15 protein-coding genes are annotated in these 16,823 nt (G+C 63.8%); 13 read left to right on the forward strand and 2 right to left on the reverse strand.

The annotated features are described in order from the left end of the window. The first annotated feature begins 10 nt into the window (after positions 1-10). The 8 genes from ACSU04_RS02040 to ACSU04_RS02075 all read left to right on the forward strand — a co-directional run bounded on the left by ACSU04_RS02040 (position 11) and on the right by ACSU04_RS02075 (position 8,637). Entirely contained in the window at positions 11-778 is a 768-nt protein-coding gene (locus ACSU04_RS02040) for a YebC/PmpR family DNA-binding transcriptional regulator (protein ID WP_439278670.1), read from the forward strand. A gap of 46 nt (positions 779-824) precedes the next feature. Then, on the forward strand, positions 825-1,409 hold the full coding sequence (gene ruvC, locus ACSU04_RS02045) for a crossover junction endodeoxyribonuclease RuvC (protein WP_439278171.1): 585 nt from the start codon (positions 825-827) through the stop codon (positions 1,407-1,409). 9 nt (positions 1,410-1,418) lie between these two features. Next, the gene (gene ruvA, locus ACSU04_RS02050) at positions 1,419-2,039 is read left to right on the forward strand and encodes a Holliday junction branch migration protein RuvA (RefSeq protein WP_439278172.1); all 621 of its coding nucleotides are present in this window, start codon (positions 1,419-1,421) and stop codon (positions 2,037-2,039) included. Further along, complete coding sequence (gene ruvB / locus ACSU04_RS02055) at positions 2,032-3,075, forward strand: Holliday junction branch migration DNA helicase RuvB (protein ID WP_439278173.1); 1,044 nt, start codon at positions 2,032-2,034, stop codon at positions 3,073-3,075. Before ruvA ends, ruvB begins: the two co-directional genes overlap by 8 nt. A gap of 71 nt (positions 3,076-3,146) precedes the next feature. After that, positions 3,147-3,563 (forward strand): preprotein translocase subunit YajC, encoded by a 417-nt coding sequence (locus ACSU04_RS02060; protein ID WP_439288274.1) that lies wholly within the window; start codon positions 3,147-3,149, stop codon positions 3,561-3,563. A gap of 39 nt (positions 3,564-3,602) precedes the next feature. Continuing rightward, the gene (gene secD / locus ACSU04_RS02065; RefSeq protein WP_439278175.1) at positions 3,603-5,330 is read left to right on the forward strand and encodes a protein translocase subunit SecD; all 1,728 of its coding nucleotides are present in this window, start codon (positions 3,603-3,605) and stop codon (positions 5,328-5,330) included. Next, positions 5,330-6,319 carry a protein translocase subunit SecF gene (gene secF, locus ACSU04_RS02070; RefSeq protein WP_439278176.1) on the forward strand — a complete coding sequence of 330 codons (990 nt, stop codon included), beginning with the start codon at positions 5,330-5,332 and terminating at the stop codon, positions 6,317-6,319. The genes secD and secF overlap by 1 nt, the downstream gene beginning before the upstream one ends. A 68-nt stretch (positions 6,320-6,387) precedes the next feature. Continuing rightward, the gene (locus tag ACSU04_RS02075) at positions 6,388-8,637 is read left to right on the forward strand and encodes a RelA/SpoT family protein (protein ID WP_439278177.1); all 2,250 of its coding nucleotides are present in this window, start codon (positions 6,388-6,390) and stop codon (positions 8,635-8,637) included. Here ACSU04_RS02075 and ACSU04_RS02080 read toward each other — a convergent pair. Next, entirely contained in the window at positions 8,616-9,185 is a 570-nt protein-coding gene (locus ACSU04_RS02080; protein ID WP_439288275.1) for a hypothetical protein, read from the reverse strand. The two genes, ACSU04_RS02075 and ACSU04_RS02080, sit on opposite strands and share 22 nt — an antisense overlap. 51 nt (positions 9,186-9,236) lie before the next feature. Then, positions 9,237-10,586, reverse strand: coding sequence for a DUF349 domain-containing protein (locus tag ACSU04_RS02085; protein ID WP_439278179.1), 1,350 nt, complete (start codon positions 10,584-10,586; stop codon positions 9,237-9,239). A 210-nt stretch (positions 10,587-10,796) separates the two neighbouring features. Between ACSU04_RS02085 and nirB the strand changes: the two genes are divergently transcribed. Genes nirB through ACSU04_RS02110 form a run of 5 tightly spaced genes read left to right on the forward strand, consistent with a single transcriptional unit; the run spans position 10,797 to position 16,797 of the window. Further along, positions 10,797-13,370 (forward strand): nitrite reductase large subunit NirB, encoded by a 2,574-nt coding sequence (gene nirB / locus ACSU04_RS02090; RefSeq protein ID WP_439288276.1) that lies wholly within the window; start codon positions 10,797-10,799, stop codon positions 13,368-13,370. Continuing rightward, a complete protein-coding gene (gene nirD, locus ACSU04_RS02095) occupies positions 13,367-13,744 on the forward strand; it encodes a nitrite reductase small subunit NirD (protein ID WP_439288277.1) in 378 nt (125 codons plus the stop codon). The genes nirB and nirD overlap by 4 nt, the downstream gene beginning before the upstream one ends. Before the next feature lies 1 nt (position 13,745). Beyond that, positions 13,746-14,981 carry a uroporphyrinogen-III C-methyltransferase gene (gene cobA / locus ACSU04_RS02100; RefSeq protein WP_439288278.1) on the forward strand — a complete coding sequence of 412 codons (1,236 nt, stop codon included), beginning with the start codon at positions 13,746-13,748 and terminating at the stop codon, positions 14,979-14,981. After that, the gene (locus ACSU04_RS02105; RefSeq protein ID WP_439278183.1) at positions 14,978-16,111 is read left to right on the forward strand and encodes a uroporphyrinogen-III synthase; all 1,134 of its coding nucleotides are present in this window, start codon (positions 14,978-14,980) and stop codon (positions 16,109-16,111) included. The genes cobA and ACSU04_RS02105 overlap by 4 nt, the downstream gene beginning before the upstream one ends. Continuing rightward, positions 16,108-16,797, forward strand: coding sequence for a sirohydrochlorin chelatase (locus tag ACSU04_RS02110; protein WP_439288279.1), 690 nt, complete (start codon positions 16,108-16,110; stop codon positions 16,795-16,797). Before ACSU04_RS02105 ends, ACSU04_RS02110 begins: the two co-directional genes overlap by 4 nt. Positions 16,798-16,823 lie beyond the last annotated feature (26 nt).

Raw genomic sequence — 16,823 nt, forward strand, 5'->3', positions numbered from 1 at the left:
GCGGAGGCATATGTCCGGGCATTCCAAGTGGGCGACGACGAAGCACAAGAAGGCCGTCACCGACTCCAGGCGCGCGAAGTCGTGGGCGAAGCTCATCAAGAACATCGAAGTGGCTGCGAAGCTTGGCGGCGCAGACATGCAGGGCAACCCGACGCTGTTCGATGCTGTGCTCAAGGCCAAGAAGATGTCGGTCCCTAAGGACAACATCGATCGTGCAGTGAAGCGCGGCGCCGGTATCGGCGGCCAGGCCATCGAGTACACCTCGATCATGTACGAGGGCTACGGCCCGAACGGTGTCGCAATCATGATCGAGTGTCTGACCGACAACAAGAACCGTGCGGCCGCTGAAGTACGCACCACGCTCAGCAGGAACGGCGGCACTCTCGCCGATCCAGGCAGCGTTGCGTACAACTTCACACGCAAGGGCATCATCGTGGTCAGTGCCGAGGGTGCGACTGAGGATGATGTCATGATGGCGGCTCTGGAAGCTGGCGCCGAGGAGATCGAACCTCACGCCGAGGGCTTCGAGGTCACCACCGAGCCCGCCGATCTGGTCGCGGTTCGCACTGCGCTGGTTGATGCGGGTCTCGAGTACGCGTCTGCCGATATTGAGTTCGTGCCGAACCTCAAGGTCGAGATCGATGCAGACACGGCCCGCAAGGTCTTCCGCCTCATCGACGCGCTAGAAGACAGCGAAGATGTGCAGAACATCTACAGCAACTTCGACCTGACCGCCGAGGTGCAGGCCGAACTCGAAAGCGACGACTCAGACGACTAAGGCGCGCCGTCGAAGCCGCCGCTCTCCTGGCACATAACCTGGGGGAGTGGCGGCTTCTTCTTTGCGTGTGCTGGGCATCGACCCCGGCCTGACCCGGTGCGGTGTCGGTGTCGTCGATGTCGATCGTGCCCGGAAGGGGACGCTCGTGCACGTCGGTGTGATCCGCACGCCACCGGATGCGCCGATCGGCGAACGTCTGGCGGCAGTGGCCGCTGGCATCCGCGCGGTTCTCGAAGAACACCAACCCGATGCCGTCGCTGTCGAGCGAGTCTTTGCGCAGCACAACAGCCACACCGTCATGGGTACCGCGCAGGCAAGTGGTGTGGCGTTGCTGATCGCCGCGGAAGCCGGCCTGCCGGCTGCGACGCACACGCCCAGTGAAGTGAAAGCCGCCGTCACCGGCTACGGCTCTGCCGACAAGAAGCAGGTGCAGGCGATGATTGCACGCATCCTCCGCCTGGATGCACCCCCGCAACCTGCTGACGCCGCGGATGCGCTGGCTATTGCGCTGTGTCATGCGTGGCGTCGTGGTGGCGCAGCCCCTGGCGCGGCGGAAACGCTGACGCCCGCGCAACGAGCATGGGCCGATGCTGAGCGTGTCGCTCGAACATACATACGATCCGGCTCGTAGGCTGAGAGGATGATCTCCTCACTGCACGGGACCGTGCTCTCCGTCGGCGTCGATCATGTCGTGATCGAAGTCGGTGGTGTCGGCTTTTTCGTATTCGTCCCTGGAGACGTCGCGCACACCGCGCGAGTGGCTGAGCAAATGCGACTGCACACCAGCCTCATCGTGCGTGAAGATGCACTCACCCTGTTCGGCTTTGCCGATTCCACACAGCTCGAGGTCTTCTCACTGCTGCTGAGCGTGACAGGCGTCGGCCCGAAGTCTGCGTTGGGAGTGCTCGGACACCTGAGCGTCGATCAGATCGCCACAGCTGTCGCTGATGACGATGACGCTCCGTTCCGCCGTGTTTCCGGAATCGGCCCGAAGACGGCGAAGCTGATCGTCGTGCAACTGGCCGGCAAGCTGCAGCGGCCGGCCGCCAATGCTGCCGCCCGCTCTTCCGGCGCCGGCGATATCGTCGCGCAGGTTGCGACGGCATTGGTTGGTCTCGGCTGGTCGGAGAAGGTCGCCGTCGAAGCCGCCAGTGAGACCGCAGAAGCCGCCAGTGACTCCGATCGGGACTCGGTTTCTGCACTGCTGCGTCACGCACTCGCAGCACTCGGCCCGGCCAAGACTGGAGTAACGCGTGGTTGACGGCAGAGAGTCGGAAGGCCGGGATGCCGCAGAACCGATTGACGAGGTAGAACTCGCAATCGAAGGTGCGCTTCGCCCTGGCAGTCTGGGTGAGTTCGTCGGACAGCCGAAGGTGCGCGGTCAGCTTCAATTGTTGCTGGACGCCGCGCGCATCCAGAATCGGCCACCGGATCACATCCTGCTCGCTGGCCCTCCTGGCCTCGGCAAAACGACTCTTGCGATGATCGTGGCCTATGAGAGCGAGCGTCCGCTGCGGCTCTCCAGCGGACCCGCGATTCAGCACGCGGGTGACCTGGCGGCACTGCTGTCGAGCCTGGTTCCGGGCGAAGTCCTCTTCATCGATGAGATTCACCGCATGGCGCGATCCGCAGAAGAGATGCTGTATCTCGCGATGGAAGACTTCCGCATCGACATCATGGTCGGTAAGGGGGCCGGCGCCACCAGCATCCCGCTGGATCTTGCGCCGTTCACCCTTGTCGGTGCGACCACCCGTTCCGGGCTGCTGCCCAACCCGCTGCGCGACCGATTCGGGTTCACCGGCCATCTCGAGTTCTATGACGACAGCGACCTCGAGAAGGTCATCGCGCGGTCCTCAAATGTGCTGGGTGTCGGCATGCCCGCCGACGCGTTGAACGAGATCGCTCGACGCTCCAGGGGAACCCCGCGTATCGCGAACCGCCTACTACGGCGCGTGCGTGATTACGCGCTCGTGCACGGCGAACACGGCGCCGCAACGATTGCCGACGTCAACGCCGCTCTCGAGCTCTACGACGTCGACCCAATCGGCCTCGACCGGCTCGACCGCGCTGTGTTGGAGACGTTGGTTCGGCGTTTCCGTGGCGGTCCAGTAGGGCTCAGCACCCTGGCTGTGGCGGTCGGTGAGGAAGCAGAGACCGTCGAGAGCGTGGTTGAACCCTTCCTGGTGCGTATTGGGTTCCTGGGACGCACGCCGCGGGGCCGCGTCGCCATGCCCGAGGCGTATCAGCATCTCGGGTTGCAGCATCCCGAGACGGCGCCATTGCTCAATGACCTATAATCACTGAAGACTTCCCCCCTAATCTTCTGCGCGTCCACCGTTGGCGTGCGCACTTTGAAAGGCACTGCCTGATGGAAATCGTCCTCTTCGGCCTCCTGGCTGTTCTCCTCGTTTTCATGTTCTTCAACACGCGCAAGCGACAGAAGGCTCAGAAGGCTGAGCAGGAGGAGAAGGCGACGAAGACCGTCCCCGGCGTCAAGGTGCTGCTGCAGGGCGGCCTGTACGGCACCATCGTCGCGTACGACCCCGAGGACCTCGATTCGCCCGCGCTCGTCGAGATCGCCCCCGGCACCATCATCGAGGTGCACAGCCAGGCGATTCTGCGCATCGTGGAGCCGAAGGACGCCGTCGACGAAATCGATGAGAACGATGAGAACGACGAGAACGACGACGCCACGGATGCTGACGACGTCGTCGAGGCCAACCTCAATGTCGAGACCCCCGAGGAGACCCGCGCCCGCCTGGATCGGGACTCCGACGGCAAGTAACCCCTCCGCTCACCCGGCATCTTAGAAAGCTGAACATACGTGGCTTCTTCTTCTCCAGTTCGTCATGCCTGGAAGGTTCTTCTCAGCCTCGTCATCGTGACGGCTGCGCTGTTCGGCATCAATGCGGTCGGTGTGGGGCTCGAGAAGAGCTCTTGGTCGCCTGAACTCGCGCTCGACCTCCAAGGCGGCACCCAGATCGTGCTCAGCGCGGTCACCGAGGACGGCGCCGACCCCACGCAGGAGCAGCTTGCTCAGGCGGCGGCGATCATTCGCCAGCGTGTGGATGCTGCAGGTGTGGCCGAGTCCGACATCACCACCGAGGGTGGGCGCAACATCGTCGTCCAGATCCCTGGAATCGCTGATGAAGAGACTCGCGCACGCATCGAGGCGAGTGCGCAGCTTGAGTTCCGTGCGGTGATCTTCACCGGGAGCCCTGCTACCGAGTTTGTTGGAGAAGACGGCCTTGCGACGCCCTACCCGACGCCTGATGCGACTGCCAACGCGATTCCGACACCGGACCCGACCGACGGCAGCGATCTGGCCTGGGTCACGGAGAAGCTCCAGGCAGAGTTCCTCGCCTATGACTGCTTGAATCCTGCGAACGACGCGGCGAACGCGCCCGCTGATGAGCCTTTGATCACATGTGACCCGTTCAACTCGATCAAGTACATCCTCGGCCCGATGGAACTGACCGGCGACTCGATTGATGACGCGACCAGCGGCCGCGATCCGACCAACGGCGCCTGGACCGTCCAGCTGACGCTCGACAATCACGGCACCGAGGTCTTCGGCGAGATCAGCCAGCGCCTCTACCAGAACAAGCTCGCCGGGCTCACTCCCCGTGACCAGTTCGCGTTCGTGCTGGACGGCGCGGTGATCTCTGCTCCGCAGATGAACGGCGTCATCCTCAATGGCAAGCCCAGCATTTCCGGTTCCTTCACCCAGGAGTCCGCTGAGACGCTGGCAGACCAGCTCAAGTACGGCGCGCTGCCGCTGAGCTTCACGACCGAGAGCGCTGCGAGTATCTCGGCGACACTCGGCACCCAGCAGCTGATGATCGGCCTGATCGCCGGCCTCATCGGTCTCGCGCTGGTCGCCGTGTACTCATTGCTCAGTTACCGGGCACTGGGCGCAGTGATCATCGCATCCATCGCGGTCATGGGCGTGTTGACCTACATCATCGTCTGCATCCTGGCCTGGCGACTCGGCTTCCGCCTGTCGCTCGCCGGCGTGGCAGGTCTGATCGTGTCGATCGGTTTCGTCGCCGACTCGTTCATCGTCTACTTCGAACGAATACGAGATGAGCTGCGCGACGGCAAATCCATCACGAATGCGGTGGAGGACGGCTGGGGACGCGCCAAGCGTACGATTTACATCTCCAAGTCGATCAACATCCTGGCCGCAGTCGTGCTGTACATTCTGGCTGACTCCACGGTGAAGGGCTTTGCCTTCACCCTGGGACTCACAACGATCATCGACATCTTCATCTTCGTCATCTTCACGCACCCGGTGATGCAGATCCTGGCCCGTACGAGATTCTTCGGTGGTGGCCACAAACTGTCCGGCCTTGACCCCGACGCGCTCGGAGCGGTCTATCACACCCGCACGCAGTATCGACGGGTCGAGCCGGGCAAGAACAGCCGTGGTGCGAAGACCAACCGATCACGTGGTGAAGCGGAACGCCGTCAGACGATTGCTGAGCGCAAGCGCGCAGAAGCCCTCGTCGGCGATAGAACGACCAACGCCGGAAGCGAGGGAGAGCGCTGATGGCCTCTATGAATGAGTTCGGTAACAACCTGTATACGGGAAAGACTTCTTTCCCGTTCGTCGGCAGGCGGCGTCTGTGGTTCATCATCGCCGTCGTCCTGGTGGCAGCATCCGCTCTGGTGCCGCTCCTGCGCCCAGTGCAGTTCTCGATTGAGTTCACGGGCGGCTCGCAGTTCACGGTGGTCGCGCCGGCATCTACTGACCAGCAGACGGCAACCGACGCGGTGCAGTCGATCGTTCCAAATGCGGCCACCAAGGTCGCCATCGTCGGCGAAACTGATGTGCGTGTGCAGACCGACCAGATGACTCAGAGCGAGACGCTTGCCGTAGCAAACGCCCTCGCTGAGGTATTCGAGGTCGACCCGCAAGAGGTCACATCCTCCTACATCGGCCCGGCCTGGGGCGAAAACGTCACCCGCCAGTCGCTCTGGGGCCTCGCGATCTTCCTTGCGCTGACGTTCCTGATCCTCGCGATCTACTTCCGTACCTGGAAGATGTCTGCCGCAGCGATCATCGGTCTGCTTGACGTGCTCGTGATCACGGTCGGTGTGTATGCGCTTGCCGGCTTCGAGATCTCACCTGCGGCGGTGATCGGCTTCCTGACAATTCTTTCGTACTCGTTGTACGACACCACGGTGGTTTTCGACAAGATCAGAGAGAACACCACCGAGGACGGCGAGAACTCATCTCGTACCTTCGGTGAGTCAGTGAACCTTGCCGTCAACCAGACTCTGGTGCGTTCGATCAACACCTCGATCGTTGCGGCACTGCCAGTCGGCGCGATCCTGTTCATCGGTGCGTTCTGGCTGGGTGCGGAAACGCTCACCGACATTTCGCTGTCGATTTTTGTCGGCATCATTGTGGCGACGTACTCCACGCTGTTCGTAGCTGCGCCGCTGTACTCGCTGTTCCGCGAGAAAGAGCCGGACATCGTCGAGCGAGACAAGCGCGTGCTCGAGCTCCGTGCTCGCGCCACTGCTGACGCCTGATCTCGTTCTCTGCGCGGGGCTGGCTAACGCCAGGCCCGCGTAGAATGTTCTGACCCGGAGGTGAAGTGATGGCGGAAGCGAATGCGCCGTCGCAGGGATCGAGTCTGAGACGACTTGTGCCCCGCATCTTCTCGCGCGCGCCCCGGGTAAACGACCTCGACAACCTGATTCGCTCGGTGCGGGTGAACCATCCCAAGGGTGATCTCGCGATCATCGCGCGCGCCTACAGCGTTGCGAAGGAGAAGCACGAGGGTCAGAAGCGGCAGAGTGGCGAGCCGTACATCACGCATCCGCTCGCCGTGGCGCAGATCCTCGCAGAGATGGGTCTCGGCCCCCGTGCAATCGCGGCAGCGCTGTTGCACGACACTGTCGAGGACACCGGCTATGCGCTGTCGGAACTGACGGAGACCTTTGGCGACGAAGTCGCCATGCTCGTCGACGGGGTCACGAAGCTCGACAAGGTCAAGTACGGCGAAAGCGCTCAGGCAGAGACCGTCCGCAAGATGATCGTCGCGATGTCCAAGGACCTCCGCGTGCTGCTGATCAAACTCGCGGACCGTCTGCACAATGCGCGGACCTGGGGCTTCGTTCCGCCGGAGAAAGCGGAGAAGAAAGCCAGAGAGACCCTCGAGATCTACGCACCGCTGGCGAACCGCCTCGGTATCCAGGCGATCAAGTCTGAGCTTGAAGATCTATCGTTCGCTGTGCTTCATCCCAAGATTTACGTGGAGATCAACAGCCTGATCGCTCAGCGCACGCCGCAGCGCGAAAAGTACCTGAAGCAGGTCATCGAGTCGATCAACGAAGATCTGCACGACCTTCGCATCCGCGGCAAGGTGGCGGGGCGACCCAAACAGCTCTATTCGGTTTACCAGAAGATGGTCATCCGGGGCCGTGAGTTCGACGACATCTACGATCTCCTTGGCATCCGCGTGCTCGTGGGTTCGGTACGCGACTGCTACGCCGTCCTCGGCGCGATCCACGCCAGGTGGACGCCGTTGCCTGGCCGCTTCAAGGACTACATCGCAACCCCGAAGTTCAACCTGTACCAGTCTCTGCACACGACCGTGATCGGTCCTAGCGGACGCACCGTTGAGATTCAGATCCGCACGCACGAGATGCATCAGCAGGCGGAGTTCGGTGTCGCCGCGCACTGGATGTACAAGGAACGGATGAACGGCGGCAAGCCAGGGTCCCTTCCGAGCGACACGGATATGACGTGGCTCGCGCACATCTCCGACTGGCAGGCAGAGACCGCAGACCCCAGTGAGTTCCTCGACTCGCTACGCTTCGAGATCGGCGCCAAGGAGGTCTACGTCTTCACGCCCAAGGGGCGCGTTGTCGGTCTGCCAGCAGGAGCGACTCCGGTCGACTTCGCCTACGCCGTGCACACCGAGATCGGGCACCGCACAATGGGTGCGAAGGTCAACGGGCGTTTGGTGCCTTTGGAGACCGAGGTCAAGAGCGGCGACGTGATCGAGGTGTTCACCTCGAAGAACCCGGATTCAGGTCCGAGCCAGGACTGGCTTAACTTCGTAAAGAGCACCCGCGCGCGCAACAAGATCCGCGGCTGGTTCACGAAGGAACGCCGCGAAGAGGCCATCGAGCAGGGCAAAGAATCCATCGCCAGGGCGATGCGCAAACAGAACCTGCCGCTGCAGCGACTGATGAATCAGAGCTCTTTCGCCGAGGTCGCCCAACAGTTGCACTACGAAGATGTTTCCGCGCTGTACGCGGCCGTAGGCGAAGGACACGTCTCCACGCAGTCCGTACTGGAGAAGGTCACCGCGATCATCGCGGCGAACGACACCAGCACCGGCGCCATCGATCTCCCCGGCAAGCCACCCTCGCGTGAACCTCGTTCTGGTGACTCCGGCATTCTGGTGCGTGGAGCGGACGACATTCTCGTCAAGCTCGCCAAGTGCTGCACACCGGTGCCGGGGGACACGATCGTCGGATTCGTCACCAGGGGAAGCGGCGTCTCGGTGCACCGCACGGACTGCACCAATGTGAAGGCGCTCAGCGCCGAACAGGAGCGGTTCGTCGACGTAGAGTGGGCGCCGACCACAAAGAGCGTCTTCCGTGTGCAGATCCAGGTCGAAGCGTTGGACCGCTCAGCGCTTCTCTCCGATGTCACTCGAGTGCTCAGCGAGCACCACGTGAACATTCTCTCTGCCACGGTCAACACGAACGACGATCGCCTTGCCATCAGCCGGTTCGTGTTCGAGATGGGTGACTCAGTGCATCTGGATCGCGTGCTAAACGCCGTGCGCCGGATCGATGCCGTCTACGACGTCTACCGAGTGACGACATCCTGACAATACGCTTCCCGCAGTAGATCGAGCGCGGTAACGGCTGCTCTCTTGCCCGGCATGCGCTTGCGTGACGCTATCTGCTGCCGTACCGGCAGCAGAAGGTCGGGCCGCGCGGCTCCGAGCGCTCGCAACCATCTCTCGCCCTCAGCGTCGCGATCTGCGCGGAGGGCGAGATCGGTCAGCGTACGGGGGAGCGTGGTGACTTGTGCGCCGGCGATAGTCACCACATCAGTCGGCGCCAGCTGGATCTCATGCACGACGACATTGCGCTGGGGCGTCACGCGCTGGCGCCGTGGCGTCGCGCGCTGAATATGGTGACAAAGCGGGGCTGCGTCACCGAAGCCGTGCACCCAGGCTGCGGTAGCGCCGCTCGCCGCGTATCCGGGGGCGAGCACCGACGCGAGCGAGGCGACGCGGGCGGCCGCATCCTCAGGCAGGTCCGCGTGCATATAACCATCACCGACCTCGAAGAGGAGACCGTCCAGGCGTGCCGCGCTCAGCTCTGACGGGGACAACAACGCCCCGGGACGGTAGAACAGCGACGGATACACACTTTCAGTGTGCCGTGCTGAACCCGGTCCCGGGGCGGCTGTGGATAACGTTCAGCCCTCGAGGGCGTTCAACCATGCCTTGCGTGCGTCGAGTGCGTCGGCAGCTTCCTTTGCGGCCCGCTTGTCGCCGGCCTTCTCTGCTGCGGCCTTCTCTGTCTCGAGCTTCTCGATCGCGTCGAGGAGCTTCTGGCTCATGTCGTTGGCACGGGCCTTGGTTTCGGGGTTGTTGCGCTTCCAGTCGACCTCTTCGCGCGACTTCAGCGCCTGCTCGATGACGCGGAGCTTGTCATCGAGTGTGCGGTCCGTGTCACGTGGGAGGACACGTCCGATTTCATCCCACTGAGTCTGAATACGCGTCAGCAGGGCACGCGCCTGCTTGATGTTGGACTCGTCAGCGACAGCCTTCGCCTCTTCGATAAGAGCCTTCTTGGCCTCGATCTTCGGAGCCGACTCGGCCTCCTCTGCGGCGGACTGCTCGGCACGTGCTGAGTAGAGAGCATCTCCGGCGGCCTTGAAACGTGCCCACAGCGCGTCATCGGCCTTGCGTCCGGCACGGCCGGAAGCCTTCCACTCGTCCAACAGATTGCGGTAGGCAGGGATGCCGTCGACGCCCTTGGATGCCAGCGCTTCGGCACGCTCGATCAGCTGGCTCTTCTGGTTGCGTGCGGACTTGTGCGTCTCATCCAGATCCGCATAGAAGGTGCGGCGGCTCTTGTCGATGACCGAACGCGCGTCACGGAATCGCTTCCACAGCTGCTGAGAGATGCCCTTCGGGAGGCGCGGACCGCTCTGCTGCTGGGCCTGCCATGCATCGAAGAGAGTGGTGACTTCTTCGGTGACCTGCTTCCACTGCACCTTCGAAAGGTCGCGTGCAGCGATCGCCTCGATGCCATCGACCAGAACGGTGCGCTCGGCGATGCCCTTGTCTACGAGCTCTTTGGCCTGCTGTGCCTCAGCTTCACTTGCTTCGGCCAACGTGGCGGTGAGGGCATCCAGACGTGCACGCAGTGACGCCAGATCTCCGACTGCTGCGGCGCCGGTTACCTCGTCGACAAGACGCTTCGCCTGTGTGGTCAGCTCGCTGGCCGATGCCCCGCCACTCTGGTGGCGCTGCTCGAGCGTGTGCACCTTGAATGCGAGATCGTCGAACTTGCGGATGTAATAGGCCAAGGCCTCATCCGAGGTGCCATCGGGATACTGGCCGACAACACGCCAGTCGTCGCCCTCTCGCACCTCTACAGTGCCGTCTTCAGCCACGCGACCAAAGTTCGCGGAATCAGCCGAGGCGACGGGCGCGACCGGTGCGGCGGCGGCTGCAGGCGCAGTCGGACGCTGTGGCATCGGGATGCGCGGAGGGGACGGTACCGGTGGAGTCGGTGTCGAAGGTTCGGTGGCAGACACAATGTGCTCCTTGCGCGGTCAACCCGCGTGAGGGGGGAAGGGACGTTGTTCAGCCTAGTACGCGCAGAGCCATGCGCGATGAGGCCTCACCCGCTCACACGGCCGTTACCGATTTGTGAGGAGAACGTTCGTTGCGCGTAACGGGAGCCGCTCGGTTCGCGAAACACCGTGAACGTAGTGTCTGGACATCCCCGACGTTCAGGAGCCGCCATGAATGAGAAGACCGAGATCCAGATTCTCGTCGTCGGCGCAGGGATGGTCGCGCATCGCTTCGTTGAGAGCCTGCTCAGCCGCGCTGAAGACGGAATCCACATCACTGTCGTTGGCGACGAGGCTCGTGATCCCTACGACCGCGTGGCACTGACCAGCTACTTTTCCGGTGCTAGCCCCGATGATCTGACTCTGGATCGATCGGTGTTCGATGACGAGCGCGTCACGCTCATCCCCGGCGAACGAGTGACACGGATCGATCGGCGCGCGCAGACCGTGCACACACGTGCCGAGAGAGTGATCGGCTACGACACACTGGTGCTCGCCACCGGCTCGTACGCTGCGCGCGTCGCGGTCGACGGAGCAGACCTACCAGGATGCTTCGTCTATCGCACGCTGGACGATGTGCAATCGCTACGTCGATTCGTGCAGCTGCGCAGCGCTGAGCTCGCACGTCCATTGCGGGGCGCCGTGATCGGAGGCGGACTGCTGGGGCTCGAGGCTGCAGGTGCGTTGCAGGGCCTCGACGTCGAATGCACCGTGGTGCAGTCATCCGACCGCCTCATGTCTGCGCAGCTCGATCTCGCCGGCGGTAGCATGCTGCGACGTCTGATCGAGGCCCGTGGAATCTCGGTGCGCACCGAATCGCGCACCACCCGACTCGATCCAGACGAATCCGGCGCCGTCACCGCGCTGGAATTCCAAGACGGCAGCTTCCACCGTGCCGATGTCGTGATCTTCACCGTCGGCGTGCGTCCGCGCGATGAACTCGCTCGAAATGCGCAACTCGAGGTGCATGCTCGGGGCGGTGTGCTGATCGACGATCGTTGCCGAACCAGCGATCCCGCGATTCTGGCGATTGGCGAAGTCGCGAACTTCGACGGCCGCAGTGTCGGCCTCGTTGCACCTGGATACGCGATGGCAGAGGTAGCTGCGACCCTTCTGCTCGGTGATGATGCGACCTTCCCCGGTTACGACGAGTCTGCCAAGCTCAAACTCTCCGGCGTCGATGTCGCCAGCTTCGGCGATGCACTCGCTCAGACTCAGAATGCGCTCGACGTGGTCTACGCCGACCCTGTGGCTGGCGTGTACAAGAAGCTGGTGCTGTCGGATGACGCGCAGACGCTGCTGGGTGGCATCCTTGTCGGTGACGCCTCGGCATATGGTTCGTTGCGGCCGCTGGTCGGGGCACGTCTCGGGGCCGACCCGGTGGCGTATCTCATGCCGGAAGGCGGGGTGGAGGCGCCGAGCGGCGAGCTTCCGGATGCGGCGGTCGTCTGTTCCTGCTCGAACGTCACAGCCGGGCGGATCCGTCAGGCGGTGCATGCAGAAGGCTGCATGGACGCAGCCGCGGTCAAGAGTTGCACCAAGGCCGGAGCCACCTGCGGCTCGTGCGTGCTCATGGTCAAGAAGGTGGTCGCGCAGGAGCTGACCAAACTCGGTCAGACCGTGTCGAACGCGCTCTGCGAACACTTTGACATGTCGCGCCGGCAGCTTTTCGACGCGGTGCGCGTGTCAGAGCTGACCACGTTCAGCGCCGTGATCGAACGCTTCGGGCGCGGCCGTGGCTGCGATATCTGCAAGCCGGCGCTCGCGAGCATCCTCTCCGTGCTGGTGGGTGCGCACGTCCTCGACGGCGAGAACGCAACGCTGCAGGACACCAACGATCACGTCATGGCCAACATGCAAAAGGACGGCACCTATTCTGTGGTGCCGCGGATGCCCGGCGGCGAGGTGACGCCCGCCGGCCTGGTCGTGATCGGACAGGTCGCCGAGGATTTCGGGCTCTACACGAAGCTCACCGGAGGCCAGCGCATCGACATGTTCGGTGCGCGCCTGGAGCAGCTGCCGCAGATCTGGCAGCGCCTCGTCGACGCCGGTTTCGAATCGGGGCAGGCGTACGGAAAGTCACTGCGCACCGTGAAGTCCTGCGTCGGCTCCACGTGGTGCCGCTACGGCGTGCTCGATTCAGTGGGGATGGCTGTGCGTCTCGAACTGCGGTACCGCGGCCTGAGGGCCCCACACAAGCTGAAGATCGGTGTCTCGGGGTGCGCGCGGGAGTGCGCCGAGGCGCGAGGCAAAGATGTCGGCGTCATCGCAACGGAGACAGGCTGGAACATGTACGTCGGCGGTAATGGCGGCTTCACGCCACGGCACGCCGAACTGTTCGCCACTGACCTCTCCGACGAGCAGCTGATCCAGGCCATCGACCGATTCTTCATGTACTACATCCGTACAGCCGATCGCCTGCAGCGCACGGCGCCGTGGTGCCAGGAGCTCGAGGGCGGACTCGCAGGTCTCAAGGAGGTCATCCTCGAGGACTCCCTCGGCATCTGCGCAGATCTGGATGCGGCTATGGCTCGGCACGTCGACAACTACGAAGATGAGTGGGCGGCGACGCTACGGGATCCGCAGAAGCTGCAGCGGTTCCAATCGTTCGTGAATGCGGCGGAAACGCCGGATCCTTCACTTGCGTATGTGGCGAGCCGCGGCCAGATGCGGCCCGCCACTGCCCAAGAGCGCGAGCGCGGCGGCGTAATGATCGCAGGAACGACCCTGGAGGTGCGTCGATGACGCTTTTGATTGATCAGGCGACCGCGGTCCGCGTGTGCGCGATCCAGGACCTCGAAGTGGAACGCGGTCGCGCCGCGCTGCTCGGCCTGGACCAGATCGCCCTGTTCCTGCTGCGTGACGGCAACGTGCATGCGGTGTCGAATTTCGACCCCTACAGCGGCGCGCATGTGATTTCGCGAGGAATCGTTGGAACCAGAGGTGATGTGCCGACAATCGCCTCGCCCATGCACAAGCAGGTGTTCGATCTGCGAACCGGCGAATGTCTGGAGAGTCAGGGTAAGACGCCCGTTCATCTCGCCGTCTGGCCGGTGCGGCGAGTCGGCGACGACCTCTATCTTCAGGCTCCCTTCACCGCGCCGAGCGAGGAAGGCTGACATGACCACGATTCTCGGAGTGTCATTGAGTGGACGTCAGGTGCTGCTTGTCGGCGGTGGAGCTGTTGCGGCCCGCCGACTCGGTCGTTTCCTCGCCGACGGCGCCGTAGTGCGACTGGTCGCCCCGCAGCTCGCGCCGCAGACACAGGCTCTCGTGGACGAACATGGCGTCGATTGGGTGGAGCGCGGCTTCGACGCCAATGATGTCGAAGATGTGTGGCTCGTGCACACCGCGACCGGCGACACTGCGATCGATCGTGAGGTCGCCGCGCTGTGTGAGCAGCGGCGGGTGTTCTGCATCAATGCGTCAGATGGCGCTCATGGCAGCGCACGGATGACCGCTCAGACGACGTCGGGCGATGTCATCATCGGCGTCGCCAGCGCAGTGGGTGCCGATCCACGACGGACGGCCGGTGTGCGTGACGCGATCGATGGACTGCTTGAATCGGGGCGACTTCCGCTGCGACGACGCCGGGCGGCCCGCGCCGGACGAGTGGATCTCATCGGTGGTGGTCCTGGTCCCGTCGACCTCATGACGGTGCGCGCACGGCGACTGCTCGCCGAAGCGGATGTGGTGATCGCCGACCGCCTGGGACCGACCAGTGCGGTGCTCGCAGAACTCGACCCGGACGTCCTCGTGATCGACGTGGGCAAGCGACCGCATCATCATCCTGTGCCGCAGGAGCAGATCAACGCCCTCCTGGTCGAACATGCGACCGCCGGAAAGCGGGTCGTACGGCTCAAGGGCGGTGATCCTTTCGTCTACGGGCGCGGGGGAGAAGAAGTCATTGCCTGCCAGCAGGCGGGCATCCCCGTAGAAGTGACTCCTGGACCGTCCAGCGCCATTTCGGTACCGCAGGCCGCCGGCATCCCGGTCACGCATCGAGGAACGGCATCCGCTGTCCACATGGTGAACGGCCAAGGCGAGGTGTCCGAAACGACGTTGCGGTCGTTGGCAGACGCCGAGGTGACGACGGTGATGCTGATGGGCGTGGCCGCGCTGCCCAGGGTGGTGCATGCCGCACGCGCTTACGGCATCAGAGACGACCTTCCGATGGCGATCGTGGAGAACGGGCATACGCCCACTCAGAGGACGACCCGCAGCACGCTGGGCGCGGTGGTGGCCGATGCCGCGGCCGTGGGGGTCACCAATCCAGCGGTGATCGTGTTCGGTGAGGTGGCTCGGGCCGGGTTGCTCATGCCTGAACCTGCGCAGGTGGGGAAAACCCATACGTGACCTCTCGCAGGCTTTTGGATGCCGCCCTCGTCGGCTGCACGATCGTCATCGCCGCTGACCGACGTGCGGGCGACCTCGCAAGCGCCCTGGAGCGGCGCGGTGCGCAGGTGCATCGTGCTCCCGCGTTGAGCGTCGTTCGCAATGCGGACGACGATGAACTCATCAGACGCACTCGCGAACTGGTCGCGAGCCCGCCGGACATCGTCGTCGTGACGACCGGTGTCGGGTTCCGCGGCTGGATCGACGCGGCGCACGAGCATGATCTGGCCGAAGGACTCACTGACGCGCTGCAGCACACCCAGTTTGTCGCCAGAGGCCCGAAAGCACACGGTGCTATTCAGCAGGCGGGCTTCACCGCAGACTGGGTCGCGGAGTCCGAGACAGCTGCTGAAGTGGGGGAGTATCTGCTGTCCACACACCTCGTGGGTAAGCGTGTCGCGGTTCAGCATCACGGTGCGGGCGCAGACGGCCTCGACGAGCTTCTTGCCGCTGCAGGCGCCGATGTCGTGAGTCTCACGGTCTATCGTTGGGGGCCGCCGGCCGAGCCACAGCTGGTCGAACGGTCGGTCTTGCAGGCCGCGTCAGGGGAAGTCGATGCGGTGCTGTTCACCTCTGCTCCAGGGGCCGCGGAATGGATCCGCTCGGCCGATCGGCTGCAGGCATCGGACGCGGTTCGGCGCCGTGCAGCATCCGGGAGGTTGCTGCTCGCGGCCGTCGGCCCTGTCACCGCGAAGCCACTGAATAACGGCGGTTTTCACGCAACTATCGCTGACCGTGGACGCCTCGGCTCCCTCGCGCGCTGCGTGATCGGATACTTCGGTGAGGGCGGCGCGGCACCGAGACTGTCGACTACTGCAGGCGTGCTGTCGATGCGCAGTGGTGGAGCGGTCATCGCCGGCGAGTTCATCGCCCTGTCGCCGGCAGGAGCGCGCATACTCGGCGCCCTTTTCGACAGTGCAGGGCGCGTACTGTCGCGCGAGCAGATCGCGCAGGCACTGCCACGCGCGGGGCAGAATTCTCACGCAGTGGAGATGGCGGTGGCACGTGTGCGGGAAGCGCTCGGCGACGTCGATGTCGTCAAGACCGTGGTGAAGCGGGGCTATCGCCTCGCCGTGAAGGAGACTGAATGACGACGCTCATCGCCTGCTCGCATGGGACCGGCGATCCTGCCGGGCAGCGAGCGATTCGCACACTGATCGAGTCGGTTCAGGGGCTGCTGCCCGATGTGACAGTCGTCGCGGCCGTCGTCGATGTCGAGCAGCCGCAGCTCGAAGAGGTTCTCGCGAGCCAGGCACCGCTAGACGACATGATCGTCGTTCCGCTGCTGCTTTCGATCGGCTACCACACCGCTGTGGACATCTCCCAAGCGGTGGCGCGGCATACCGGCGCACGCCAGTCTGAGCCGCTCGGGACGCATCCGTTGATCGCTGAGGTTCTCGTCGATCGGCTTGCGTCCGCGGTGCCGGGAGGCTGGTTGCCGGGTGATCATGTGGTGCTTGCCGCCGCGGGATCCAGTAATCCTGGTGCAATGGCAGATGTCGAGGAAGTCGCAATCCGGCTGCGCGCCCACATTCCAGTACCAGTCACGGTCGGATATGCGTCGGCATCGGTTCCTCGCATCGGCGATGCGGTGGCGGCGGCGCGCGCGAGTGGCGCTACACGAGTGATCGCCGCCAGTCACCTACTGGCTCCCGGATTCTTCGCCGGGGTTATCGGAGGTGCCGGGGCGGATATCGTCAGTCTTCCGCTCGCTCCCGATGCACGCATCGCACAGGTGATCGTAGATCGGTACCTCGCCGTCTCTGCGACGGCCTGACGCACACGAGAATGTCCCGGTGAGCT

It is taken from the genome of Microbacterium sp. A84 (assembly GCF_051842815.1).
Classification (GTDB): Bacteria; Actinomycetota; Actinomycetes; order Actinomycetales; family Microbacteriaceae; genus Microbacterium.

Excerpts from the sequence above, each read along its gene's own strand:
- ACSU04_RS02040 (WP_439278670.1), top strand. The coding sequence starts at position 11 with ATGTCCGGGCATTCCAAGTGGGCGACGACGAAGCACAAGAAGGCCGTC.
- ruvA (WP_439278172.1), top strand. The coding sequence starts at position 1,419 with ATGATCTCCTCACTGCACGGGACCGTGCTCTCCGTCGGCGTCGATCAT.
- ACSU04_RS02060 (WP_439288274.1), top strand. The coding sequence starts at position 3,147 with ATGGAAATCGTCCTCTTCGGCCTCCTGGCTGTTCTCCTCGTTTTCATG.
- secF (WP_439278176.1), top strand. The coding sequence starts at position 5,330 with ATGGCCTCTATGAATGAGTTCGGTAACAACCTGTATACGGGAAAGACT.
- ACSU04_RS02075 (WP_439278177.1), top strand. The coding sequence starts at position 6,388 with ATGGCGGAAGCGAATGCGCCGTCGCAGGGATCGAGTCTGAGACGACTT.
- nirB (WP_439288276.1), top strand. The coding sequence starts at position 10,797 with ATGAATGAGAAGACCGAGATCCAGATTCTCGTCGTCGGCGCAGGGATG.
- nirD (WP_439288277.1), top strand. The coding sequence starts at position 13,367 with ATGACGCTTTTGATTGATCAGGCGACCGCGGTCCGCGTGTGCGCGATC.
- cobA (WP_439288278.1), top strand. The coding sequence starts at position 13,746 with ATGACCACGATTCTCGGAGTGTCATTGAGTGGACGTCAGGTGCTGCTT.
- ACSU04_RS02110 (WP_439288279.1), top strand. The coding sequence starts at position 16,108 with ATGACGACGCTCATCGCCTGCTCGCATGGGACCGGCGATCCTGCCGGG.